Origin of the sequence: Vibrio sp. BS-M-Sm-2, from assembly GCF_041504345.1 — a bacterium.
GTDB classification, from domain to species: Bacteria; Pseudomonadota; Gammaproteobacteria; order Enterobacterales; family Vibrionaceae; genus Vibrio; species Vibrio satsumensis.
In genome coordinates, this window is sequence record NZ_CP167894.1 from 1656565 (window position 1) to 1681458 (window position 24894).

At 42.0% G+C, this 24894-nt stretch carries 22 protein-coding genes; 3 read left to right on the plus strand and 19 right to left on the minus strand.

What is annotated here, in order from left to right; genetic code table 11:
* Positions 1-6: 6 nt before the first annotated feature.
* From AB8613_RS07445 to AB8613_RS07480, 8 genes are all read right to left on the minus strand, one after another.
* Positions 7-1263: an oligosaccharide flippase family protein gene (locus tag AB8613_RS07445; RefSeq protein ID WP_372384727.1), complete on the minus strand. Its 1257-nt coding sequence runs from the start codon at positions 1261-1263 to the stop codon at positions 7-9.
* Between the two features lie 4 nt (positions 1264-1267).
* Positions 1268-2062, minus strand: a complete 795-nt coding sequence (locus tag AB8613_RS07450) for a glycosyltransferase family 2 protein (protein ID WP_372384728.1) — start codon at positions 2060-2062, stop codon at positions 1268-1270.
* Positions 2059-2604, minus strand: a complete 546-nt coding sequence (rfbC, locus tag AB8613_RS07455) for a dTDP-4-dehydrorhamnose 3,5-epimerase (RefSeq protein ID WP_372384729.1) — start codon at positions 2602-2604, stop codon at positions 2059-2061. Before rfbC ends, AB8613_RS07450 begins: the two co-directional genes overlap by 4 nt.
* A gap of 4 nt (positions 2605-2608) precedes the next feature.
* The gene (gene rfbD / locus AB8613_RS07460) at positions 2609-3490 is read right to left on the minus strand and encodes a dTDP-4-dehydrorhamnose reductase (RefSeq protein WP_372384730.1); all 882 of its coding nucleotides are present in this window, start codon (positions 3488-3490) and stop codon (positions 2609-2611) included.
* Positions 3490-4383, minus strand: a complete 894-nt coding sequence (gene rfbA, locus AB8613_RS07465; protein WP_372384731.1) for a glucose-1-phosphate thymidylyltransferase RfbA — start codon at positions 4381-4383, stop codon at positions 3490-3492. The genes rfbD and rfbA overlap by 1 nt, the downstream gene beginning before the upstream one ends.
* Positions 4383-5480 (minus strand): dTDP-glucose 4,6-dehydratase, encoded by a 1098-nt coding sequence (gene rfbB, locus AB8613_RS07470; protein WP_372384732.1) that lies wholly within the window; start codon positions 5478-5480, stop codon positions 4383-4385. Before rfbB ends, rfbA begins: the two co-directional genes overlap by 1 nt.
* A gap of 414 nt (positions 5481-5894) precedes the next feature.
* Positions 5895-6215 (minus strand): hypothetical protein, encoded by a 321-nt coding sequence (locus tag AB8613_RS07475; RefSeq protein ID WP_372384733.1) that lies wholly within the window; start codon positions 6213-6215, stop codon positions 5895-5897.
* 167 nt (positions 6216-6382) lie between these two features.
* Positions 6383-7456 (minus strand): helix-turn-helix domain-containing protein, encoded by a 1074-nt coding sequence (locus AB8613_RS07480; RefSeq protein WP_372384734.1) that lies wholly within the window; start codon positions 7454-7456, stop codon positions 6383-6385.
* A gap of 286 nt (positions 7457-7742) precedes the next feature.
* Here AB8613_RS07480 and AB8613_RS07485 point away from each other — a divergent pair, with 286 nt between their 5' ends.
* The 3 genes from AB8613_RS07485 (at position 7743) to AB8613_RS07495 (ending at position 9332) form a co-directional block, all read left to right on the plus strand.
* A complete protein-coding gene (locus AB8613_RS07485) occupies positions 7743-8210 on the plus strand; it encodes a hypothetical protein (RefSeq protein WP_372384735.1) in 468 nt (155 codons plus the stop codon).
* Positions 8162-8752, plus strand: a complete 591-nt coding sequence (locus AB8613_RS07490) for an N-acetylmuramoyl-L-alanine amidase (protein WP_372384736.1) — start codon at positions 8162-8164, stop codon at positions 8750-8752. The genes AB8613_RS07485 and AB8613_RS07490 overlap by 49 nt, the downstream gene beginning before the upstream one ends.
* A gap of 244 nt (positions 8753-8996) precedes the next feature.
* On the plus strand, positions 8997-9332 hold the full coding sequence (locus tag AB8613_RS07495) for a hypothetical protein (protein ID WP_029224976.1): 336 nt from the start codon (positions 8997-8999) through the stop codon (positions 9330-9332).
* Positions 9333-9915: 583 nt separating this feature from the next.
* Here the strand turns inward: AB8613_RS07495 and AB8613_RS07500 are convergent.
* The 11 genes from AB8613_RS07500 to AB8613_RS07550 form a co-directional block, all read right to left on the minus strand.
* The gene (locus AB8613_RS07500; protein WP_372384737.1) at positions 9916-12087 is read right to left on the minus strand and encodes a polysaccharide biosynthesis tyrosine autokinase; all 2172 of its coding nucleotides are present in this window, start codon (positions 12085-12087) and stop codon (positions 9916-9918) included.
* A gap of 123 nt (positions 12088-12210) precedes the next feature.
* Positions 12211-12651, minus strand: coding sequence for a low molecular weight protein-tyrosine-phosphatase (locus AB8613_RS07505; RefSeq protein ID WP_055320062.1), 441 nt, complete (start codon positions 12649-12651; stop codon positions 12211-12213).
* A gap of 168 nt (positions 12652-12819) precedes the next feature.
* Positions 12820-13953 carry a polysaccharide export protein gene (locus AB8613_RS07510; protein WP_019821513.1) on the minus strand — a complete coding sequence of 378 codons (1134 nt, stop codon included), beginning with the start codon at positions 13951-13953 and terminating at the stop codon, positions 12820-12822.
* Between the two features lie 489 nt (positions 13954-14442).
* Entirely contained in the window at positions 14443-16560 is a 2118-nt protein-coding gene (locus AB8613_RS07515) for a YjbH domain-containing protein (protein ID WP_372384738.1), read from the minus strand.
* Positions 16561-16725: 165 nt separating this feature from the next.
* On the minus strand, positions 16726-17637 hold the full coding sequence (locus AB8613_RS07520) for a serine/threonine protein kinase (RefSeq protein WP_123306258.1): 912 nt from the start codon (positions 17635-17637) through the stop codon (positions 16726-16728).
* Between the two features lie 19 nt (positions 17638-17656).
* On the minus strand, positions 17657-18199 hold the full coding sequence (locus AB8613_RS07525; protein ID WP_048663159.1) for an outer membrane beta-barrel protein: 543 nt from the start codon (positions 18197-18199) through the stop codon (positions 17657-17659).
* A 794-nt stretch (positions 18200-18993) separates the two neighbouring features.
* The gene (locus tag AB8613_RS07530; RefSeq protein ID WP_372384739.1) at positions 18994-20118 is read right to left on the minus strand and encodes a Wzz/FepE/Etk N-terminal domain-containing protein; all 1125 of its coding nucleotides are present in this window, start codon (positions 20116-20118) and stop codon (positions 18994-18996) included.
* 209 nt (positions 20119-20327) lie between these two features.
* On the minus strand, positions 20328-22244 hold the full coding sequence (locus AB8613_RS07535; protein WP_372384740.1) for a polysaccharide biosynthesis protein: 1917 nt from the start codon (positions 22242-22244) through the stop codon (positions 20328-20330).
* Positions 22245-22506: 262 nt separating this feature from the next.
* On the minus strand, positions 22507-23055 hold the full coding sequence (locus tag AB8613_RS07540) for a sugar transferase (RefSeq protein ID WP_372384741.1): 549 nt from the start codon (positions 23053-23055) through the stop codon (positions 22507-22509).
* A complete protein-coding gene (locus tag AB8613_RS07545; RefSeq protein ID WP_372384742.1) occupies positions 23052-23969 on the minus strand; it encodes an NAD-dependent epimerase/dehydratase family protein in 918 nt (305 codons plus the stop codon). The genes AB8613_RS07540 and AB8613_RS07545 overlap by 4 nt, the downstream gene beginning before the upstream one ends.
* A gap of 99 nt (positions 23970-24068) precedes the next feature.
* Positions 24069-24884 (minus strand): glycosyltransferase, encoded by an 816-nt coding sequence (locus tag AB8613_RS07550; protein WP_372384743.1) that lies wholly within the window; start codon positions 24882-24884, stop codon positions 24069-24071.
* Positions 24885-24894 lie beyond the last annotated feature (10 nt).

The window sequence follows — 24894 nt, forward strand, 5'->3', positions numbered from 1 at the left end:
CTTTTATTATAACGGTCTTACAAACTTAAATAATGATCTTGGGATTAAGATCAATAGCCAACGGTTATTTTTAGAAAATATACAACTAACGTATCCAGCTAAACACCATGATATCATAGCCGACCAAGCAGCTCCATTTATACCATAATGAGGGACAAGGGTGAAAGATAATATTAAATTTAATGAAAAAGCCATAATATTTCTAGTCGCCACAAAATTCGTTTCAGATACAGCAACAAACCAACGCCCCGAAGCTACAAATATATAGTTAAAGATAATACCAAAAGCGTATATCTTTAATATTGGTATGCTATTGACATATTGAGCTCCAAAGATAAACAATATTATATCTTCCGAAAGAAAAATTACTATAGTCGCAATCAAAACACCAATTTTGGTCACTCCACTAAAATACCTTAATGCTGTGTTTTTACTGCCATGAGATTTTATACTTGATAATAAATAAGGGTATACAGAAGCTGTGTACGTGCTTATTAATATGGTCAACCCATCTACTATTTTTATTGGCATCGAAAAGTATGCAAGAGATTCACTACCTAAAAAATAACTAACTAATAATTGATTAGTCCTAACAAAACCAACTAGAAAGAATGATGATAATACTAGAAATTTACCTTCATTTAGTAATAACAAGCAATAACTAAAAGTATTTTTATTAAATAATAATTTATTTGGAGTTAACTTATTAATTATCCCATAACAGAAAGTAAAAACTCTTACTGCAACTTGATCAACAATCAATAGCAAACAAATTAGAAAGATATCACTTGTATTTAGAATCAATAAACACTTTATAAAACCTATTATTATATATAACAATATAGTTCTAGTTGATAACTTGTATATCAACTTATCTTTCATTAAAATAACATCAACGAATGTTGTGAATGATAGTAATAGCGGTAACCCCAAAACTAGTCTAGCACTAAATTCCACTGAACTTTCATCAATAGATACATACGTAAAATACAGCAAACTAGCAAGTATTGATGATATTATTTTTAAAAAATAAACTGCTTCAATATAATTATCGTCATCAGTCATTCTTTTTATAAAAATACTATCCATAGCTAAAAGAGTAACAATATTAAACAATATTACAAAGCTTTGCAAAAGTACAATATCTCCAAGAATTGAAGGCTCTAGGACTCTTGCTAGGATCACAGTTGTAATAAATGACATTAAAACAGTTACATATTTTTCGCCTGAATACCAAATAATATTTTTTAATTTATTATTCATAACTTCAAATACAGCTTATTATTCTTGCATTTCTTTTAGAATCACTAACGCTTGAATAATATAGATATTTTATTACACTATTTATATGCCAAATGAAATGTTTTGAAAAAACATTCCTATTTGCATGTTTTGCTAAGTGTATTGCATGTAAATTAGGAAAATACCATAATTCCTCTTCCATAGCTTTACTACGAAAACAAATATCTATATCTTCACAATACATAAAATAATTTTGATCAAACCCTCTTAAATCACAATAATGCTTAAAGGTGAAGAATAAGCAAGAACCAGCAGACCAATCTATACAACTTATAGATTCAATATTTTCTTTATTAATTATTGTCTTATTACCTAAACCAATAAAAGATGACGTAAAGTCTAGAAATTTAGGAAACCTCCTTATTGATGGATCGAATATGGTTTTATCTAGATTTTTAAATAGATTTAATGTAGCAAAATTTATACTATTTTCTTTCATTCCCGATAGCATCGATAATAAAACTTCAGTCTCAATCAACACGTCTGGATTCAAAACTAAAAATAAATCACAATCTCTAGTTTTATATTTCTCAACGCAGTATTTATATACTATATTGTTGTTTTCTCCAAAACCTTTACCATACTCATTATCGATATAATCAATTGAATTTTTTATGCAATAATCTATTAATTCTTGGTCTTTGCAGTTATTTTTCACAACAACTACGATGTTAGTCGACTCATTTATTTTCTTTAAACATCCTAGGCTATCTATTAATTTTGCGTGACCATGTGATATCACAGATACAAATATTTTCATAAAAACTCCTTTTCACTAAACTTCATGGCAAGCCTATCTTTTTCTGACAGCAAAGGAGTTAGCATATCCGGCCACTCAATATTCAATGTACTATCGCACCATAATATTGATTTTTCATGTTCCGGGTTATAGTAGTCAGTGCACTTGTAAACAAACTCTGCTTCTTCACTCGTTACATAAAATCCATGAGCGAACCCTTCTGGTACCCACAATTGACGTTTGTTCTCTGCCGACAAGTATTCCCCAACCCATTGGCCAAACGTCGGTGAGCCTTTTCGGATATCAACAGCCACATCAAACACTTCACCAGAAACAACACGCACTAACTTTCCTTGCGTGTTTTCAGTTTGATAATGAAGGCCTCTCAAAATACCTTTCTTTGATTTAGAGTGATTATCTTGTACAAAGCGGGTTGGCTTGCCTGTTACTAGTTCTTCAAATTGCTTTTGATTCCAGGTTTCCATAAAGAAACCACGCTCATCACCAAAGACACTTGGCTCTATGATTTTTACATCTGGAATACGAGTATCGATTACTTTCATTTTGTTATTCCGTATACGCTTGAATATTGTTTAACGCGGCCTTCCAATCGCTCGCTTTAACCGAGAAACCTAGCGTGATTTTTTCAGTACTTAATCGAGAATTGCTTGGCCGCTTAGCTGGTGTTGGGTATTGGTCAGTGGTGATACTCGTTAAGCTTGGCTTATTTGCAAGAACTCCTTGCTCAACAGCAACATCAAAAATGGCATCAGCAAAGTCAAACCAACTCACATGTGGCAAACCCGAGTAGTGGTAAACACCGTACTCAACCTTATTACCTTGAGTAATACGCTTCGCGATTTCGATCAATGTACTGGCAATGTCACCCGCATAAGTCGGCCCGCCAAACTGGTCTCCGACAATACTAAATACGTCTCTGTTCTCACCTAAACGCAGCATGGTTTTCACGAAATTATTGCCGCTCTCACCGAATACCCATGCTGTACGAAGGGTAATATGTTTATCACACGCCTCGGCAACGGCGATTTCACCGGCGAGCTTACTTTTACCGTAAACCCCTTGCGGGTTGGTGATATCTGTTTCTACATACTCACCTGCTTTGTTGCCTTCAAATACATAATCTGTTGATATATGTAAAATCGCCGCACCAACACTTTGTGCGGCTTCGGCTAGGTATTTAGGACCATCACGGTTTATCGCGTAAGAAAGGTCGATTTCCTCTTCTGCTTTATCTACTGCAGTATGTGCCGCCGCGTTAATAATAATGCTCGGCTTAAACTCAGCAACCGCTGTATTGACGGCACCTTGATTGGTAATATCAAGATGCTCTCTATCAAGCGCTAACACTTCAGTATTATCATGGCTAGCTAACTGCTCTGTTAAACTAGCGCCAACCTGACCATGACAACCCGTAATTAAGATACGCATTAGCTTACTGCCTTTTTCTGAGATTCAGCCACTAGGTGTGTCAAATACTGACCGTATTCGTTTTTCATCATCGGCTTAGCGAGCGTCAATACTTGCTCATCACTCAGCCAACCGTTACGCCACGCGATTTCTTCTAAACAAGCGACTTTCAAGCCTTGAACATTTTCAATCGTTTGTACAAACGAAGAGGCTTCATGAAGGCTTTCGTGAGTTCCAGTATCTAGCCACGCAAAACCACGACCGAGTAACTCTACGTTTAGCGAACCGTCATTTAAGTACATTTCATTAAGGGTGGTAATTTCTAGCTCACCACGATGGGATGGTTTCACTTGCTTGGCCATTTCTACCACGCGGTTATCGTAGAAATACAAACCTGTGACTGCATAGTTAGACTTTGGTGCTTGAGGCTTCTCTTCAATAGAGACAGCTTTCATCTCTTCATCAAATTCAACCACACCAAAACGGTCTGGGTCTTTCACTTGATAACCAAATACTGTAGATAAACCTTTTGATGTTAACTCTCGAGCTCTTGTTAACTGGCGGCTAAAGGACTGGCCGTAGAAGATGTTATCTCCCAGCACTAAACAGACATCGTCTTCACCAATGAATTCTTCACCGATAATAAACGCTTGCGCTAGGCCATCAGGGCTTGGCTGAATAGCATACTCAAGGTTAATACCGAAATCAGAGCCATCACCCAGTAGGCGTTGGAATCCTGCATTATCTTCTGGTGTGGTGATAATTAGTATATCTTTAATGCCAGCCAGCATTAATGTTGAGATTGGGTAAAACACCATTGGTTTATCGTAGATAGGCAATAGCTGCTTGGATACACCGCGTGTCAATGGGTATAGGCGAGTGCCAGAGCCACCAGCAAGAACTATCCCTTTCATTATTTACTTTCCTTAGTTTCCGTTGTTTCTACACCTAAACGCTCACGTTGATAGCTGCCATCTTGAACGTTTTGACACCATATTGAGTTGTCTAGGTACCATTGCACTGTTTTACGAAGACCCGTTTCAAACGTCTCTTCTGGCGTCCAATTTAGCTCTCGCTGCATTTTAGATGAGTCAATGGCGTAGCGTCTGTCATGACCTGGGCGGTCTTGCACATACGTAATTTGCTCTGCATACGCAGACTCTTTCGGTACTAACGTATCTAGGATTTCACAAATAGTGTTCACGACCTCGAGGTTTTTCTTCTCGTTGTGGCCACCAATGTTGTAAGTCTCGCCGACTTTACCTTCGGTCACTACTTTGTAGAGTGCGCGAGCATGATCTTCGACAAATAGCCAATCACGGATTTGGTCACCTTTACCGTAAATAGGTAACTCTTTGCCTTCAAGCGCGTTGAGGATAACCAGTGGGATCAGCTTTTCAGGGAAGTGATAAGGGCCGTAGTTATTTGAGCAGTTGGTTACTATGGTTGGAAGGCCGTAAGTACGTAACCATGCACGCACAAGGTGATCGCTCGATGCTTTTGACGCCGAGTATGGGCTCGATGGCTCATACGAGGTTGTTTCTAAAAACATTGGCAGCGCTGTGCCTTCTGGAACTTCATCTGGATGCGGAAGATCACCATACACTTCATCAGTAGAGATGTGGTGAAAACGGAACTCTGTTTTCTCTCGTTCTTCAAGCGTGTTCCAGTATTCGCGAGTTGCTTCCAGTAGCGTATATGTCCCTACGATATTGGTTTCGATAAACGCAGCAGGGCCAGTGATAGAGCGATCAACGTGTGATTCAGCCGCTAGGTGCATCACTGCGTCAGGTTGGTGAGCTTTAAACACTCTATCTAATTCTGTACGGTTACAGATATCCACTTGTTCAAAAGCATAGCGTTCATTTGAATCCACTTCGATAAGAGATTCTAAGTTCCCTGCATAAGTGAGTTTATCAACGTTGACTACGCTGTCAGATGTGTTCTTGATGATATGACGAATGACTGCAGAGCCGATAAAGCCAGCACCACCAGTGACGAGGATCTTCATAGTTTTCTCTTGTAGTATATTTTAGAACAACTCACGAACGTGAATATGTATAGAATTTTTGAGGTTTAATCCCACAAAAATGTCTCAGTCAATTTTAAGCCCCTGAGACACTTTTTATTCATTTTGAGACAGTCTATTTTCGACAATCCCTTATAAAACCTAGATTTTGCTATCTTTTTTAAAACCGCCCCAGTAGGCCGCCAAAAAACAGCCTTTCTGTGGTTTGTAGCACTTTTTACTTGTTAGCCACTCGCATTTAGTTACGCTACCGCCCTTAGGTTTGGCTCCTACAGGCAAGGTTTGACGATTTATCCGCTGTTATGCGGTTTTCATACGGTTTCTAATTTGCTGCGCATTCTAGCAAAGTAAGTGCATATTGACCAGTTTGAAATTTACCCTATTTGGACAAGCCTCTCACCATGCGTTTATCCAGCGAAAGCATTGTACGTCTTGCAGATACTGGGTTCCTATGTGGTAGCGGTTTTCTTGTGCTGTGGTGCAGTAGCGCTTTTCTATATCAATGAAAATATTGCCGTTGCGGTACAGGGAAACGAAGCTTTGGTTATTGTTTACCACTAAGAGCTCTTTAATTTCGGTGCGTGTTAGCCCTTGTGGGTAGTGGTTCACTAGCAAGGCTAAGAACTCGCCAATGCGCCCTTCTACTCGCGCTATCTCTTTCTCTAAAATGGTGACTTTTTCTGCCGTTGTCAGTTTTTTTAGGCTGGTATCGTCCATTTGCCCTCTCCCTAATTCTACTTTTTGTCTCTTGACGTTTTTTGTCTATATTCGCGCTTGGTCTACCTTCGCTTTTGGTTTTCCTGAGCTTTTGGTTTCCTCAGCTCTTGGTTTTCTATAGCTTTTGGCTGTGTCAACAAGCGCTTCGTCTGCGAATAATCGGATGTTCACTGCTTAGAATCCGTGCCGAGCGATTTGGATTGAACTAGGGCCTTGATACGCGCTTCGAACGGGTTGGTGGTGCTTTTGGCTTTGTAGTCCGCGAGGGCCTGAGAGACAGGCGTGAGTTGTTGAGATTTGCTTTCTGCTTGATTGCTTTTGATTGGCTGAGCTTGGTTTGAAGCTGTTGTGGGCGCACCTGCTTTTATTGATCCTACGGCTTTTATCGATTTAGGTTTCTTTGAGGGTTTCACCGCTTGTGTTTGCTTAAAGACTGGCGATGAGTCTCGCTTCGCCTTAGCTTGGGCGCTTCTTCTGAGCCAGCCATTCACAAAATGGCCAATGTGCTCAAAGGGTTTACGCTTATCGGGGTTGATGTACAGCCACGCTTGCATGGCGTGCAGTTCTTGCAGCACATCTAACTTGGGGTAGGTGCGCTCTAATATGGTGGTGAACTCATGGTAAATCGGCGCGCTGCCCTCTTTGGTGAACAGGTGAATCACGGCTTCACTCTTTGAGCTTCCTTGATTGGTACTTTCCGTTTGGGATGTAGCATTTTCTTTATCTTCGCAATTAAGGGGCTCTTCACAAGGAATGTCTGTTTTGTGTTCTTTATGAAAGATTATGTGTGCAGGATGATCACTCTCCGTGTTGGATCTTGAGTCACCCAGGGGAGTGTCTGAATGGTCTGTTTTCTTTGCGAGCTCTGTTTTCTGTGGATATTCCGACGAGGCTGGCGGTAAACCTGTTTGTTCTGCATTGGTGTTCTCTTGATTCGTTTGGTCTAGATCGGCCTGCTGAATGTGGCTGTCGCTGGGTAGGCGCAGCTGATATATATTGCTGCGCTGGCGTCCTGAATCATCAAACCGCTTTATCCGCTTCACAAACCCTTGTTTCTCGAGTTCGTTAACGTGTCGCTTAACGGTTCTTACCGACACTTCGCAATATTGTGCTAAGTAATTTAGGGATGGGAAACAGACGCCACGCGCGTCGGCGTTATCGGCCAATTTTAATAACACCAACTTGCTTATCGGCGAGCCGGTTTTTAATGGGATGAAAGAAAGAATTAGAGAAACACACATGCTTAACGCTCCTTGTTAATTAGTCATTCGTATAGAAATCCATTGATATACAGAGCATTAACAACACTTTTTGGCGCTTTAGGGGCGAAACGCCCATGAGATAAGTTGTAAGAAAAGATGTTTGGTTAAACGCCTCGGATAGATATGCAACACCAACCTTATTGATCTGTAATTTTTCGAAGCACTTCTCACTTTTCTGTGTCCCTCCATTTTCGCGCTATTACCGCCAACCCCAATCAAGAATGTTGAAGTACATTGCCCTCCCCATGCAGCAATAAGGTGCTTAATGAAGGCGATAGTTTCTCTTTTTATTTCAGCGTACCAACCCGGAATGACGAGCCTCGAGTGCCGCGTTAATTCCCTGAATCAATCACGCCAGCCGTTATTTTTTAGTGATGGGTCTGGCCAAGTACTGAGCTATGAAGCCGGCGGTTATAAAGAAAGCCATTTGGAAGGTTGTTATTTTAATGAGGATGAATACGGTGACGTCCCCAGCTATGAGGATATTTGTTGGATGATCAGCCGAGCACGGCGTAGGCAGCCACTGGGTTATTGCGTGATGTATTTACGTTATGTCAGTCACCACCCCAGTTATGCAAAAACCGTCGCCGCCAGTTTGCGACAACACATCGCACTGCACACTGATTTAAAAGAATCGTTATCAACGTCTTTAATCGCCTATTTACAACAACACGAGGATTTATTTTGTCAAACACTCCACCAGCAACTGATCGAGTTCCACACCAGCCGTTAAAAGCGTCTACTGATTCACAAGAACTGGCTGACTCGAAAGAGCGGGCTAGCACGGAAGAGCGAAGTCCTTCGTTAGAGCCTTGTTTTTCACTCGCGCCCTACTCCTTCAGTCTGGTTTCGGTTTTACTCCGTTTGCCTCATTGCCCGGCATTCTCATTTATTACGGTGCATTGCAGCGCCACGCCACCACTGCAAGATGTAGACGTAGCCGAGATTCGTCGATGGCATAAAAAGAAAGGCTGGCGTGATGTGGGGTATCACTTTGTTATTCGTCGTAATGGCGATGTCGAACTTGGCAGGCCGCTGTCGCAAACCGGCGCGCATGTGAAAGGCCACAACAAGGGCAATATTGGGATTTGTCTGGTCGGCGGCTGTAATGCCGAGCTGCAACCAGAAGATAACTTCACGCTTGCGCAGCGCAAGGCGTTGTTTGGTTTGATGGCAGCCTTGCAAGAGCAGTTCTTGATTTCAGATGAGAATGTTAAGGGGCATAAGGATTGGGGCGTGAATAAGGCGTGTCCGGTTGTGGCTTTAAGAGCTTGAAAGCAGATGCGGGATGCGAGTAAGCGAGATGCGAAGAGCAGGAAGAGCAGGAAGAGCAGATTAGGGTGACGGGTAAACGAGATGCGAAGAGCTAAAAGAGCGGATGCGAGTGACGGGTAGCGAGATTCGAAGAGATTAAGAGCTGAAGAGCAGATACGAGATTCGAGTAAACGAGATGCGAAAGGCTTAAGAGCGGGAGTGACGAGAAAGGCGGTATATAACCATCAATCAACCAAGGAGCAGTATGACATTGTTCGGAAGAATATTTGGGAGTCAGTCTTCAATTAGCAAAGGGTTAGATGCACTCACCAACACAGGAGATGCGATGTTTTTTACTGATGAAGAAAAAGCGAAGCACAAACTGGCACTGCTTAAAGCGTATGAACCTTTTAAGTTGGTACAGCGCTACATTGTGTTGTTGTTCACCATTCCTTATGTGGCACTGCATGTGATGGTGATTCTGGGTTGTATGCATGGTTATGATTGGAAACCATTAGGGGAAATGACCAATGAAGCGTTTGGTTACCCGGTGTTAGCGGCAATTGGATTGTATTTGACGGGTGGCGTTATAAAAAAGTAGATACGGGTAACGAGTAAACGGGATACGAAAGGCTTGAAAAGCAAATGCGGGTGACGGGTAAACGGGATGCGAAGAGCTAAAAGAGCAGATTCGAGTAGCGGGTAAGCGGGATGCGAAGAGCTAAAAGAGCAGATGCGAGTAGCGGGTAAACGGGATGCGAAGAGCTAAAAGAGCAGATGCGAGTGGTGCTTTTAGCTCCTCCCCTTTATCACGATTGTTACTTGGCAAAAAACATCAATATAAGGGGAGGCAGGGAGGGGTTGGTTAGGCATCGCTAACAACCCCCTCTAACTCCCCTTCTATTAACACCATCACTCACAATAGTCCGGTGTTTAAGGGGGAGAACCAAAAGCTAAGTCCTCGAATAATTTAAAGTGCAGATGCGAGTGGATAAATAATAGATACGAATGACGAGTAAACGAAATGCGAAGAGCTTAAAATAATAGATGCGGGTAGCGGGTAAACGAGTAACGAAGAGATGAAGAGCGGAATCGAGTGGCGCTTTTCGTATCTCGCCACTCGAATCTCGTATCTGCCTTTCTGCTCTTCGTTTACCCGGTTACTCGTATCTCGTTACTGCTCTTTATTTCTTGTCGCTAGAATATGTGTAGTTGTAGTAACCGTAGCCGTACGAGCTTGATGCTTTCTTCTCGATGGCGTTGAAGATAACACCTTTCACTTCAATACCTGATTGCTCGAAGCGGTTGCGAGCGACATCGATCTCTTTAATGGTGTTTTGGCCGTAACGCGCCACCATTAATGTGGTGCCAGCGAAGGCGCCAACAATACTTGGGTCGGTTACCGCCAGTACAGGTGGGGTATCGACAATCACCAAGTCATACTCTTTTGATGCCCATTCCATTAGCTCAGCAAAGCGTGGGTGCATCAGCAGTTCAGATGGGTTGGGTGGCACTTGGCCGCGAGTAATAATATGTAGGTTTTCTACTGGTGTGGCTTTAACAGATTGAGCGAACTCTTGCTTACTGCTTAATACATCAGAAAGGCCGTTGTCCCATTTCACACCAAAGCTTTGTTGTAGGTAGCCTTTACGCATATCCGCGTCAATCAACAGCACTTTTTGGCCTGTTTTTGCAGCTACTGCAGCAAAGTTAGTCGAGATGAATGACTTACCGATGCCTGGCGCTGGGCCAGAGATCATCAAGACGTTGTTTTTCGCTTCTAGCATCGCAAAGTGCAAGCTGGTACGAAGGCCACGCAGTGCTTCAACCGAAAGATCAGCAGGGTTCGATTCGGCAAGCAGTGCTTGCGTCCCCTTGGTTTGCTGCTTCTTCGATTTAAAGCGGTTAGTTAGCTCTATCTGTAAATCAGATTTTGGTACCGCGGCGTAAACCGGAAGGCCGATTTGTTCAATTTGATCTGGGCTTTCCACACCACGGTGGAACGCCGCTTTCACTAATACAAACGCGACACTTAGCATGCCACCTAATAGTGTTGTTAATACAACAATCAGCGGCTTCTTAGGTTTTACTGCACGAGCATAGGCTTGAGCGTCATCTAAAATACGAACGTTACCAACCGTACCGGCTTTGATGATGCTGAGTTCTTGAACCTTGTTCAATAGCTGGATGTAGATCTGTTGGTTTACTTCAACATCACGCGTCATACGCAGTACTTCACGTTGTGTTTTTGGCAGCTTTTGTACTTGCTTGTTTAGGCGCTCTTTTTCACCCAATAGCGTTTTACGCTTATCAAGCAGGGCTTTGTAGGCTGGGTGATCTTTAGTAAAGCGCTGGCTGATTTCACTCTCTTTAAACGTCAGTTCATTCAATTGCGCTTCAAGCTCTACCATTACCTTCAGGGTTGATTGTGCTTCTAAACCCAAGTCGATCGATTCGTTCTTTTGGCGGTAATTGTTTAGTACGTCTTCATAGCCAGTTAACTCTGATTTAATACCCGGAAGATGGCTCTCTAAGAACTCTAGGCTCTTCTCTGCTTCTGCTGAATTACGTTTCACGTTTTGTAAGAAGTAGATCTGGCTAATGTGATTGAGGATTTCAGAGATCTGCTGCTTGTTTTCACCTTCAAAGCTCAGCTTCAAAATACCGGTCTGCTTGCCTTGCTCAGACAGAGACAACGATTTTTTCAACCATTCGATCGCTTCTAGTCGGCTTTGTTTCGCAATAGAGAATTCAAAATCATTATACGATTCAAAACCGGCCACAAACAAACTGTAGTCATCGGCTGTCGCTAGCTCACCCACTTGGCCTTTTAAGATAATGCGCTCATCGTCACGAACCAGTTGGTAAGTGCCTTTCTCGGCATCGAGAATTTGGATCGTGTGTTCGTAACCGCTCGCATAGCTTGGCAAAGTAAAGCGGCTCACTGCGATGTGATTGATGTCACCGGTTAAGCGAGCAAAACCCTTACCGACGATGGGTGCGTAGTTCGCTGATGTCACCGTCGTTAGGTTAAACTTATCAACCGTTTCACCTAAGATCATACGAGATTTGATGATCTCCACTTCTGTCGTCGCAGAAGATTCTTGAGAGAACAACTCGCCCATGTCACCGACCATCGATGAAATACCGCCAGAGCTCTTCTCTTCAATTTGAATCAGTGCATCGGCTTTGTATATCGGCGTTGAAAGCAATGCAAACGCAATACCAAACACAGCAAAAGCGAATGTGGTCAGCATGATTAGCCATTTAGCGTCCAGCAGAATGCCAAGCAGTTTTCCTAAATCTATCTCATCAGAGTTCTCTGTATGCGATTGCTGAGAGGGTTGTGTTGTCATTTGTTTGCTACTTCCTAAATTATTGCTATTTAAGAGACTTCATATACGCTCCGCGTACTTCTCTTTTATATGATTCTGTTGGTGGCTATGCAACATAGCTTAACTGAAGATTTTCTCTATCAATTACAGCTTTTTTGCCCAAGCTTGTGCTGCTTCGTCAATCAGCTGATAAGCGTGTTCAAACGCTTCACGACTTTGACGATAAGGGTCAGGAATGTCTTTTTGGCCAATCCACTGACCAAACAACATGGTTTTACCACGTGCCTCTGGCGATATTTGAGTGAGCGCTTCTAAATGGCCCTTCTCCATCACCAAGATCAAGTCATACTGTGCACAAAGCTGTGGCGTGACTTGCTGAGACTGATGATTTTCAACATCGACACCATTTTCAGCGGCAATTAAAATCGCAGTATCGTCTGCAGGCTTACCAATTAAACGGCTTTTTTCAGCAGCTATACCGGCAGAGGCCACTTCTTTGTTTGGAAGCAAGTTTTGTAAAACTCGCTCTCCCGTCGGGGAACGACAAATGTTGCCCACGCATACGACTAAAATTTTATTAAACATAATTCACTTATAGCGTTAGTTTTTCGTAAACCCAATGCATCTGTAAACCCAATGCACCTGTGAACCGAATGCATTTATAAACTGAACGTGCTTACAAACAAGGTTTACTTCTAGATGTAAAAAATCAGGTCACACGCTAAGTGCAACCTGATTATTAATCTTCAGTTATTACCAATTACGAACGCGCAACATACCTTCGGTTAGGTCGTTGAAGCCAGAGATGGTCGGTACAAGCTGACCGATAACACGGTTCCAACGGCTGATTGGTGCAGCCGTTACGTAAACAATGTCGTAAGGTTTTAAATCAAACTCGGTACCAATCACCAATGCAGATGCATCTTCCATATTCAGTTGGTAGATGTCCGCCATGCGTTCTGATTTATCATCAGAAGTACGAATCACAAACACACCCGTTGCATCTGCCGTCAGCTGGTTAATACCACCAACGTTGCTGAGTGCTTCGGTTAGGCTCATCCCAACACGATCAATCTTGAGTAGTTGAGGATCGTTCACCTCACCCATCACGAACACTTTCTGATTATCGTTACGAGGTACGTGAACAATATCGCCCGCTTGCAGTAAGCGGTTTTGGGTTAGGTCACCACGTTGCATTAAGCCATAAAGCGAAAGATTCTCTTCCACGCCATTGCGGGTTAATGACACATTACGCCAATCAGCATCTTCAGACAAACCGCCAGAACGGTTCACGGCATCCAGTAATGTTAGTGGGATATTAGTGATTGGCTGCTGCCCAGGTTTAGACACTTCGCCAGTAATGTAGGTTTTCTTAGAACGGAAAGCCGCTACGTTCACATCGACTTGAGGGCTTTCGATGTATTTAGCCAAACGTTCCGCTATATCAGAACGAATTTCACGAACGGTTTTTCCTGCAACTTCGACTGTACCAATGTACGGGTAGAAGATGGTGCCGTCTGCATGAACCCAGTTACCCGCTTCGGTGCTACTACGGTACGAGCCCGCAGGAATCGTCAGTTCAGGATGGTCCCAGATCGTTATGTTTAGGATGTCACCCACACCGACTTTGTATTCATACTTTGCGATATCTACGTCGAGTTCAGGGTTGGCTTGTGACACCGACAATGTACCCGTTTGGTAAGTCGATACTAGCTGCGCCGTCAGCGGATACACATTCACCACTTCAGAAATATCAGACTCTTGCTGCTCCTCAGAAGGCTGAATCACATTCTTACCACCAGTAGACAGGTGAGTACCTGGAGTCGTACACCCTACAAGCAATGCAGGTATAAGCGCGAAAAGGAGACGATTTTTATTGATCTTCATGTTAACCAAGTAATAGAGGTGGAATGTATTGTGATCCCCAAAAGGACACCAAAGGAAGTTAAGCGCGTAATTTTATCAGCTATGCGGCTTTAAATAGCGCTGACGTGGAAAAATAATAAGATCCAACTCTCATTTATCATCGAAAAATCAAGATGCTACCGCCCTTTGATCGTCCGTGACACCACACTGCATAGTCAATACCAAACGCAGCAAAAACGATGCTTGCATCCGGTCATTTTAATCCGTAAACATTATCCACAAATTGTGTTTATTATCAACCTAGTTGTATGGTTTTAAGGGTTAAGAGCAGATACGGGATGCGGGAAAACGAGATGCGAAGAGCTAAAGGGCAGATGCGAGATTCTAAAGAGCAGTATCGAGATGCGGGTAAACGGGATTCGAGTGAACGAAGAGCTAAGAGCAAGAGCAAGAGCAAAAAAAGAGCCAACACATGAGGTGCTGGCTCTTAGTTTTAGATGTTACGCTGAATTATTTTACTGCTTCTAAATATTTCAGGTAAGCATTGCGTAAGCGCTGTCTGTTTTCATAGTAGTAACTCGCACCGATGCGGTTACGGTTGAAGTACTGCCTTTCAATATTGTGTTGTAAGCCAGTATCGACACCCAAGCCTGTGCCTAAATTATTATGGCTATCACCAACACGAGTTTGTAGAGCGTACACAAACTGGTCGATACCACGCAATTGAACGTAGTCAGGGCTCATATCACGCCATAGTGTCAGCGGAATCGCGATAGAAAGCGTCACAAAATCTTCGGCTTCACTGCTGCCTACTGCTTTTGTGGTCTGGTATGACGCATCAACTCTTACATCACCTAGCCAATGACTGGTGGTTACGCGTACCCCTTCATCGCCTTTCCAGAATTGACCGGCTTGCACTTTACCTTGCCAGTTCCACTCTGGTCTTGAGTAGGTATAGTGGCCAATCATAGGGGTCGCATCTAAGATAGCCTTCCCTCTTGAGTCGTACTTATCTTGAGCAGAAAAGTTGGCGTATTCAGCTCCTAGAATGTGACGACCGCTGTTGCTCGCATACTGCGTTTCATTCAAAAAGCCCAAAAAGTTTCCGTAAACTTGTCCGAATGAGAATTGAGTCGTGAGGTTGTAAGGCAATTGGAATGCTTGGTGGAAAAGAACCCTATCAACTTCATTTTCAAAGGCATTGTCACCCCAAATTTCGCCCTCTTCAAAGTCGTCACTCTCTGCCAGTGGCATTACATGTCGAACATCCAACGCGGCACCCTTCCAAAGAGGCGTATATAGGTTAGTGGCAAGCGCTAAAGAGTAGTCAAATACACCGTATTCTGTGGCGGTATTGTGATACAAAGCAGGGGAAACAATGACCTGTGTGCGACCAAAGCCAGAACGAGCCACCTCTTTATCAAAGTTTGCTTTTGCATAACTCTTTTTCACATCTGATGTGCGAACAAGAAGGGTTTTGCAAGGTTCACCCGTTTTTACAAACTCACGGTAACATGGGGCACTGGTGATCACTTCCATCATCGGCATGTCGTTCACCAAGTTAAACAAGCGAATGTTTTGTTGTTGGTAGTTTTTAACCCCGAGGTCTTGAAGCATACCTTCTCCCACGTAGGAAGAGATAATACCCAACGCAACACCCACACCATCCACTTGGTTACGATTATAACGTCGGTTTTCCAGTGCTACGTTTAAACCAATATCATCAGCCGAAATTCTGACGTTAAGAAAGCCTTCATCAACCAGTGCTTTTTTAAGTTGAACCATACCGGCAAATTTATGATGCGCTTGTTCTACTGCGATCTTGTCTTCTAGGGTTAACTCATTCACTCGGCGAGATTCAGAGAAGCCCATTAAAGGAGCGGATGCAGCCACAGACCAAATGTCTATATCGGCATTACCACTGGTGTAAAACTGGTATTGAAAAGATAACTGCGTATCCAGTGGCAGGTAGTTTTCTGGTGTGAACACCTTCAAGCCAGCGTTAAATTGGTGAGAGTCGTGCTCTGCAATCAGCTGTACAAAATCCAACGGCTGATATTCTAAGCTGGCAAAGGGCCCGTTCAGAACGCCATGGCTCACCTCTGATTTACCATAACCGGCACTAAACCTTGCAGGGACAAAGTCAGGCTCAAAATCGGCTACCGCATAGTAGGTTTCAAAGTTGCTGGCCGCGCCACCGAAATCTTGAACACCTATGGCAAAATCGAACCCTGTCCAATCTTTAACGAAAGGAAGCTGGTATTTAAACGATGCCGACAAATCACGAATACCATTACCACAATTAGGGTTGTAGTTCGGTACATTTGTGTAGAGGTGACAGTCATAAGTTTTTGTGACAATTCGACCCGCCGCTTCAAACCCATCGAATAAACCAACGCTAAATAATATGTTATCTAACTCACTGGTTTTTCCCTTGTATGGTACGCCTTGACCATAGAGGTAAGAGATGTCGCCAGTGTCCATCACTTGAGCATTAGGCACAATGATTGCGCCGGTATAACTTTGGGACGACATCAAGTTATCGACGGCATAGGCATTAGAAGCGATAGCTAATGCGCTAAGAGATGCTATGAGAGATGCATTTTTAGAATAACTGAGTATTTTCATTGGGATACAATAGGTTTTAACCGTATTTGACAGTGACTATTTTTGTTAGTGACTACGTTTAATGGTGACAGAGTTTGATAGTGACTATGCTTAATTGTGACTATGTTGATAGTAACAGCATGCAAAAAAGGCACCGTGTGGTGCCTTTTATTATTGATGCTTAGATTAGCCGCCAGTACCACCGCCGTTACCGCCACCACCAGTACCACCAGTACCACCAGTACCACCAGTACCGCCAGTTGGTGGCTTAGTGCCTTCATCTGGGTCTGGAACAGGTTCAGATGGTTTTTCTGCTGAAGGTGGGATGACTACAGGAGCAGTTGGGTCAGCGACAACATCTTTAATAAAGTCAGGATCTGCAGTTAGATCCAAGTAGATGTCACCGCCACCCGGAGCTGTAGGGTAGTCAGGGTAGGTGTTGAGAACTTCCTCTGTAATTGCAACAGCTGCCTTAGAGAGCTCAGTTGCTGACTTATCAGAACTTACTACAAGTACGTCTGATAGTACCGCTGCTGTCGCTGAAACTAGGCTAGCTTCGTCTGCTGGAAGATCTGCAATAATTTCTTGTGTACGGCGTAGGAAGTCAGCAACACTCTTAGCTCGACCATTGTTTATTAAGTCGCCCAAGCCAAGATCGTTAAGAATCTGTTCACCAATCGACTCATCATAAGATTGGCCATCTAGCTCTTTCTCAATCAAAGTTGAGATTGGAGAAGATGTCACAAGGTCGTCGTAGTTTGCTAAGCCTTTAGGGAACTTGTAGCTCACCTTGCTCATGTCTTTGCCGTTAGAAACGTCAACTGCATCCGCTGTTGCAGCGTAAGCAAACGAACAAGTTTCAGGGTAGTTAAGAACAGTAAGCTCAGTGACTTCAGAAACACCGTAGTAGTTTGTTTCTTCTAGAGAACCGGTTGTACCATCATCACAGCTGAATGTACCTTTCATACCCATTACTGCAGGGTCGAATGCCATAATATTACGGTACGCTTGTTCCGGTGGCACGCTGTTGTTGTTGTCACTGCCACAACCACCAAGGATTGCACCAACGACTGATAACGCTAAAATTTTATATTTCACAATTTATCCCTACAAATGATTAAAAGCTATGAGACAAGGCAACATTAAATGAATCGATGTTAACACCACCAATACCATCATAGAATTGATACTCTAAACCAACCTTCATTGATGGTGTAATCGAGTATTCAGAACCGAAAGCGATTGTTGGAATCACGCCAGAATCATCAGACTCCACGCCTGGGCCGTTTGCGTTCCAGTCATAAATAGCGAAGCCACCTTTAGCATATAACGCTAGACTATCGTTGATGTTACCAGAGGCTTTAAGCAGCACATCAAAGGTACTTGCATCGTAACTACCACCGGCAATATCTTTAAGGTTATATTCACCAAGATAGTTGTAGCTGCCTTCTATAGACAAGGTGTCCAATAATTGATAACCCACAAACAAACCGTAAGATGTGTCTGAGTCGTCAATAGCCGTACGGCTCTCTACTAATGGTGCAAAGTTATCGGCAGTTACACTACCTACTTTAGCGCCCACGTATAAATTTTCAGCTCCAACAGCTGTTGCTGATAGCAACAACAAAGGTGAAACCCTAGCTAACCACTGCATTTTCATATAATTATATCTTCCATATTTCAAACTGAACTGAGGCTGATTTTCCTAGCAAATCTAAGCGATAGTCTAATCAGTTTTTGTATGAAAGCCCAAAAAGCAGGCACTCATACACGCCATTCCGTACCAAAACTACTGACGCAAGTGCACAATATTGAATGCTGAAGCTAGAAGCTACAGACAGCTCAATACTGTACTTTTTGAATTTCGCCAGATTTATCAATGTTGTTTAACAAGCTCAAAGAACTTGAGAGTAGCTTGCTTAGCCCATTGCAAGCGAGCAGCTAGCGTAATCTTTTCGTATGACACTACAAAAATGGTACTCAGAAGATACCAACACAAGAAGATTGCTGCTTTACTTTCAATATCCAACCAAAACCATCTAATCAATGATAGATAGCCTAAAAAGGAATTACTCTGATTAAACAACTAATTGAACATTATGATAGGTAATTACTGCTATCAAGTAAATGTATAATTAGTAAACGCACCACAACGATTCAAAAAAACGTCAGGATTGCGTCAGGAAGGAGTGAAAGATAAGAAAGAAGGCAAATTAAACGCGGTCGCCCGAGCCTTTGCCGAGTGCCGTTTGAATGATGTATTGGAGGTAAATCCGAGTGTACGGACGACTTTTGGGCGCCAGATGCAACTACCGTGTGTTACTGAGGTATGAAGTCCAAGTAAGCTTTTCTGCTAGTCAGTATTGATAAGGCATACAAATGCCAAATAGCGAAATAACAAAATATACTCAGCAAAAAAATGGCTAGTGTATGAACACTAGCCATTGGTAATTATTAATCTTGTTTTCTAAAAGCAAATCTAATCGCGACAATCATCAATCCCAAGACCCCACCAAACAATGTTCCCAAAAGAACAATCAGCACACGGTTAGGTTTATCTCTTGTAATTGGTTGCTCCACTCGTTCTAGAAAACGAAACATTTGAAATTCAATGTTTCGGTCTATCGTAAGATTATTTAGCATGTCCAATTTGGCATTGATTTGCTGAAGGCGAGGCTCAATAACACTTAAATTTTTAATTGACTCTAAAGCTTTCATTTTCGCTTCTAGCCCTTTAGAACCTAAATCAATTCCAAATAGCTCACGATGATTGCTCGTCTGAATAGGCTTTTCGACCCCCGCTGCAATTGCTATTGCAACTGCATAATTAGTTCGCTCAGCTTCTATAAGCAACTGACTTTTAGCTTGAGTTTCGAGGATCCTTTTCTGCTGTATCAGTTCATTCCGCTTGCCATCAACAACGGCATTCAAGTTGTTAAATGCATCTTGACGAACTTTAGCTTCGGTAACGGAAAGATACGAGGTAAGTAAATCAAAACTACTTTGTTTAGAAGTTGTTTGAAAGCTTACAAAATAAGGTGAGTTACGATCTTTTTTATCTGAAATCGATGCTGTAATTCTTTCAAACCATTGCAGATACAAAGCACGAACCGTGTCATCTGTCATTTCTGAACTATCAGCAAAAAGAGTATTTTTGAACTCTTGAAACTCAACACTACTATCTAAAAAAGCACGTTTATTATTAGCTGAATTGAAAGTACTTACAAAACGTTTAAACAATAACTCGGAGTCAACTAACTTATCCAAATCATTACTTACAAGTACTGTTCCATCGTCCTGATAAATATCGAAAACGGGCTGAAATTGCTTAACCTGCTGCTGGTATGCTGTTAAGTTTTGAGGCTGGGCTTCTGTGATCTTAGCCTTAGATGACCACCACTCTTGAGTTGTCAGCGCAACAGTAATACTACCAATTGCAAACAAAACAGTAACCAATATTACAATTAACTTGCCATCCCATAGCATCTTAAAAATATCTCTAAGATCGATCTCGTCATCTTCTATGAACATCGGTGGATTGTGGGCAGAGTATGGCTTGGGTTGTGTTGACTGCTTCACTTTAAATCTCTCAAAACATCTAAATTAATAACCGGTAAATACTATCATACTGTACATTGTTAGTATTGTTCGATTCGTAAACTTTCTAACAGCGCTCTTTAAATCAACCTAGTTCAATCAGCACCTTACACTTAAACAGAATGCAAAAAAAATCACTGCAACTTTGAGAAGCGCTCTCAAAGCTGTGTTTGAACAGGCAGAGGTTCATATTAATTTTGTCGAGGACTAGTACGCTTCCAAACTAAATCACCGATCCCATCCGTTGGAGAAAACTCGGTAGGGGCATCTAATAGTAACTGCCTTATTTTTTCATGCTCAAAGTTATGGCACGCATCATCTAAATCTGCAATCAATCGTTGGTATTCATTAATTGCTAAAAACTGTTCGTTCGCGGTCATAATCCGTTCATGAGCGGTAAGAGCAACATTATCACCAATAAGCAGCTCTTCAAACAGCTTCTCACCCGGCCTAAGTCCGGTAAATTCGATAGCGATATCACCATACGGATTGTCATCATTCTTGACCTCTAACCCAGAAAGCTGGATTAGATTTTCAGCCAAGTCAGTTATCTTAACGGGTTTCCCCATATCCAAAACAAAAACATCGCCACCTTTACCCATAGCGCCAGCTTGAATAACCAATTGTGCAGCTTCAGGAATAGTCATGAAGTAACGAATAATATCTGGGTGAGTCACCGTAATCGGCCCACCTTTCGATATTTGTCGTTTAAAGAGTGGAATCACAGAGCCTGATGAGCCCAACACATTACCAAAACGAACCATACAAAAGCGGGTGCCTTTTTGCTTTTTATTTTCTTGTTCGGCTAAAGCTTGTAAGCCGAGTTCAGCGACACGCTTCGTCGTGCCCATGATATTCGTTGGGCGCACAGCCTTATCAGTTGAAATAAGAACAAATGACTCAACGTTGGCCTCAATTGCTGCTCTTGCTGCGTAGTAAGTGCCAAAAACGTTATTACGTACGCCTTCTACAACATTGTACTCTACTAACGGAACATGCTTGTAAGCTGCTGCATGATAAACAGTGTTGACATTAAAGCTTGTCATTACAGTGGATAAGCGATTTATACGCTGTACAGAGCCTAGCAATGGAATAACTTCAACACCCAATCCTTCATCTTTGTTCAACAAAGATAATTCACGATCTATTTGGTATAAACCAAACTCAGAGAGCTCAAATAGAACAATAGTTTTAGGCTTATTCCTCAAGATCTGACGACATAATTCCGAGCCTATAGAACCACCCGCTCCTGTCACCATTACAACTTTATCTTTAATGTTACCTTCCATAAGAACTTGTTGAGGTACTACGGGGTCTCGCCCCAACAAATCATCGATAGCGACGTCCTTCAATTCATCTATCTTTGATTTTCCCTCTACAATATCTTTCATGTCTGGAATAGTAAGCACCTCAGCCGAAAGGTGTACTAAAGCATCTAGGATTTCCTTACGTCTTGACCTAGAAGCGCTGGGAACCGCGAGTAAAATCTGATTTACATTGCACTTCTCAACTAGCGCTTGTGCTGAACTCGTATCATGAACTTTAAGGCCCATGATAATAGTATTTTCTAACGTAGTATCTTCGTCTATAAAGCCCATAACTCGATGGGTTTCAGAAGAACGAAGAGCAAGCGCTAGCTGCCTACCAGCCGCACCAGCACCATAAATTAGCACTTTCTTCTTATCTTTACTGCTAGCTTGAGAGACTAACACTCGAATAACTAATCTAGAACCGCCACTAAGGAGACACAAAAATGCGCCATATATAATTGGAATTGAACGAGGAATACTTGCGTCAAAGTAAAAAGCCAGAACAGCTACACATCCTGCGGAGATAGCAGTCCCAACACTAACTACAGCCAAGGCGTGAAAGGTGAGATAACGTAGAATTGCTCGATATAGACCAAGCTTAGTGAAAGCAAGAATAGTAACCAATAACGTCCCAAGCAACACGTACTGGGTAGATACATCGTCGAGAGGCTTCATATGGCCGATACGAGTCCAATAGGCGGCATAAAAAGATATAACAACAAAAAGAGCATCAATGAATATACTTATCACTCGTTTCTGAAGACGGGATAAATTCCACAAAAAGTTAAGCCTAGCCATTATATTTCTCTTAATAAATCTAACACCGTATAGTACCGACTAAAGTAGATTTTGTCTCTAATCGATACCTATAGGGCAATAACAAGTTTACTTGTAAATCACTAAAGGAAGATGATTCATACACATGACATTAGGGAGTCACAAATGTGTTGGATTGCATGAGATGTATACATCTAAAAAACAAACATCTCATCCATAACAGAGGCCATCAAAAGCATCAGGTCAAAATAAAACCAAATAAAGCCTTTTCGTACCTGCGCGTTTATTTCACTGCATCGCCAGAACCGCTACCTGTAACTGTCATAAGGATATACTTAAAATAATCTCTTAACGTCAGCATCTCGATCATCTTCTTATCTGTCTCAGCAAGCAGTTTCGGCGTTGACATGTCGATATTTTCTACTTGTGCAAGCCCTGTGATTCCAGGAAGAACATCGTAAATACCTTTCGCCTCTCGCTCTTTAATTAACTCTTCTTGATTGAATAAATTAGGACGAGGACCAACTAAGCTCATTTCACCTTTCAAAACATTAATTAGTTGTGGCAACTCATCTATTTTAGTTTTACGTAAAATAGCTCCCAACTTGGTAATAGAAGAGTTAGCCGCCAAGTGACTCGCAACGGACTTGGTCTCTACCGACATAGTGCGAAATTTAATCAGCTTGAATGGCTTTTTTCCTTTACCGACTCTGGTTTGTACAAAGATAGGGGAACCAGTGTCAAATAGCCCTAAGACAGCGACAACTAACAATATGGGCCATAGTAATGTTAAGCCAATAAGTGCCGCGAGAAAATCAATAATACGAATCATTTTTTGCCTTTATTCAGTCGTGACATAACGTCTTTCATGGTATACGAAGGAACCCAGCCTAACTTTTGTTTCAAGTTAGAGTTATCAACATGTAGGTTACCGACTAGTTGCTCCACCAATTGAGTCTTTCCAATCAGCCTTCCTAAAAATCTAAAGAGCGAGATAGGGACTGGCAATTGAATGACCTTCCGGTTCAACCCTTGTGCAATATGACTAGTAAACTCGCCAATTGAAACTGTTTCGCCATCGCTCGCCAAAAATGTCTCACCTTTAGCTGCCGGGTGCAGAGCACAACACATAAGAATATCTTTCAGGTTATCAGCGGCGATAAAATCACGCTTATTACTAACGAGACCAAAAGGTAGTATTGGTACACGAGAAACTAGCTTAGCTAGCATGCCAAAGTTTCCCGGCGCATCAGCCCCATAAACGAGTGTCGGACGAACAATAACAACTTCTAACCCTGTTTCTCGCGAGATTTTATTTAACCCGATTTCAGCCGACAATTTAGATTGAGTATATTCATTCTCAGGTATAAGTGGGCTATCTACCGTAAAAGGAGAGTCACTAGTATGTGAACCCAACACTCCGATAGAACTAACAAAAACAAACCTTTTCACACCAGCAAGCGCAGCTTTTTTCGCCAAGTGCAATGCACCATCAACATTCACCGTTTGATAGTCGTCACTGGTGAATGTTCGACTGTGTGCTAGCCCTGCTAAATGAATGATCGCGTCAATGTTCTCAAAAGCACCAGACCAACAAGTTTGTCCATCGATAGCATCGACTTGATATTGGTCACAGCTCCAATGGGAACAATTATCGCTATCGCGCACGACTACTCGCTTAATGCTATCGTCACCACAAAAGTGACTACCTACAAAACCACTTGCACCAGTTAATAATATATTCATTGCTCAATTTTTTGTTAGAAGTGAAGTAAATCGATAGTTACTCGATTATATCTGGTCAGTTTGAAGTTTATTAAATTGAAACTCAAATGCATTCATCATTCATTTCGTGCGTGAATCAAAGCTTTTCATTAATTTAGTAAACCTCACTTGAAGCCCAATAGGTAACAATGAGCGTATGAACGGGACAAAGCAAACAACGGACTTTATTAACCCTAGCTTACAGGACATACTCCCTTTGAATCCTATCATACCTTGTTGCCAAGCAAGTTTTGGGGACTGCTTTTGCAAAGTGTGCTGATCAAAGCGATATTTTATGAGTTTCTCTTGAAGGTTTCCGAATTTCAATCCGTGACTTGCCGCTCTAAACCACAACTCATAGTCTTGACGTCTTCGTAATGAGTGATCATAAGCGCCGATCCTTTCAATACTTGATTTCACGAACATTACACTAGGGTGGATCAATGGGTTACACCACAACTTATCAACAATATCAGTATGAGTTGCCGGATTCCTTCGAACTCCTGTGATTTTCCCGTCAAGATCCACGACGACTGCAGCAGTACCAACTATATCCAAACTCTGAGTGACTATATATTCTTCTTGTTTTTCAAGTCTCTCATACAAACATATATCGTCAGTGTCCATTCGGGCGATCAAATCACCGGAACAATGCTTTAGCCCTTCATTTAAAGCAATCGCAAGCCCTGAGTTTTTCTCTAAACATACCTTAATGATTGGTAAATGCTGACAATATTCATTAACTGTATCTTTCAAAGCATCATTCACAAAGCCATCAAAAACGATAACCACTTCATCAGGCTGTCTAGTTTGTTTCATCAAACTTTCCAGACACAATGCCAGAAAGTCGACCCTCTCTTGCTCATAGAGAGACATCAATACCGAAATTTTTTTCATCTTCACTCTA

Excerpts from the sequence above, each read along its gene's own strand:
- AB8613_RS07445 (WP_372384727.1), bottom strand. The coding sequence starts at position 1,263 with ATGAATAATAAATTAAAAAATATTATTTGGTATTCAGGCGAAAAATAT.
- AB8613_RS07450 (WP_372384728.1), bottom strand. The coding sequence starts at position 2,062 with ATGAAAATATTTGTATCTGTGATATCACATGGTCACGCAAAATTAATA.
- AB8613_RS07525 (WP_048663159.1), bottom strand. The coding sequence starts at position 18,199 with ATGAAAATGCAGTGGTTAGCTAGGGTTTCACCTTTGTTGTTGCTATCA.
- AB8613_RS07475 (WP_372384733.1), bottom strand. The coding sequence starts at position 6,215 with ATGGACGATACCAGCCTAAAAAAACTGACAACGGCAGAAAAAGTCACC.
- AB8613_RS07510 (WP_019821513.1), bottom strand. The coding sequence starts at position 13,953 with ATGAAGATCAATAAAAATCGTCTCCTTTTCGCGCTTATACCTGCATTG.
- rfbC (WP_372384729.1), bottom strand. The coding sequence starts at position 2,604 with ATGAAAGTAATCGATACTCGTATTCCAGATGTAAAAATCATAGAGCCA.
- AB8613_RS07505 (WP_055320062.1), bottom strand. The coding sequence starts at position 12,651 with ATGTTTAATAAAATTTTAGTCGTATGCGTGGGCAACATTTGTCGTTCC.
- AB8613_RS07495 (WP_029224976.1), top strand. The coding sequence starts at position 8,997 with ATGACATTGTTCGGAAGAATATTTGGGAGTCAGTCTTCAATTAGCAAA.
- AB8613_RS07515 (WP_372384738.1), bottom strand. The coding sequence starts at position 16,560 with ATGAAAATACTCAGTTATTCTAAAAATGCATCTCTCATAGCATCTCTT.
- AB8613_RS07480 (WP_372384734.1), bottom strand. The coding sequence starts at position 7,456 with ATGTGTGTTTCTCTAATTCTTTCTTTCATCCCATTAAAAACCGGCTCG.
- AB8613_RS07535 (WP_372384740.1), bottom strand. The coding sequence starts at position 22,244 with ATGGCTAGGCTTAACTTTTTGTGGAATTTATCCCGTCTTCAGAAACGA.
- rfbB (WP_372384732.1), bottom strand. The coding sequence starts at position 5,480 with ATGAAGATCCTCGTCACTGGTGGTGCTGGCTTTATCGGCTCTGCAGTC.
- AB8613_RS07540 (WP_372384741.1), bottom strand. The coding sequence starts at position 23,055 with ATGATTCGTATTATTGATTTTCTCGCGGCACTTATTGGCTTAACATTA.
- AB8613_RS07485 (WP_372384735.1), top strand. The coding sequence starts at position 7,743 with ATGAAGGCGATAGTTTCTCTTTTTATTTCAGCGTACCAACCCGGAATG.
- AB8613_RS07545 (WP_372384742.1), bottom strand. The coding sequence starts at position 23,969 with ATGAATATATTATTAACTGGTGCAAGTGGTTTTGTAGGTAGTCACTTT.
- AB8613_RS07500 (WP_372384737.1), bottom strand. The coding sequence starts at position 12,087 with ATGACAACACAACCCTCTCAGCAATCGCATACAGAGAACTCTGATGAG.
- AB8613_RS07550 (WP_372384743.1), bottom strand. The coding sequence starts at position 24,884 with ATGAAAAAAATTTCGGTATTGATGTCTCTCTATGAGCAAGAGAGGGTC.
- rfbA (WP_372384731.1), bottom strand. The coding sequence starts at position 4,383 with ATGAAAGGGATAGTTCTTGCTGGTGGCTCTGGCACTCGCCTATACCCA.
- rfbD (WP_372384730.1), bottom strand. The coding sequence starts at position 3,490 with ATGCGTATCTTAATTACGGGTTGTCATGGTCAGGTTGGCGCTAGTTTA.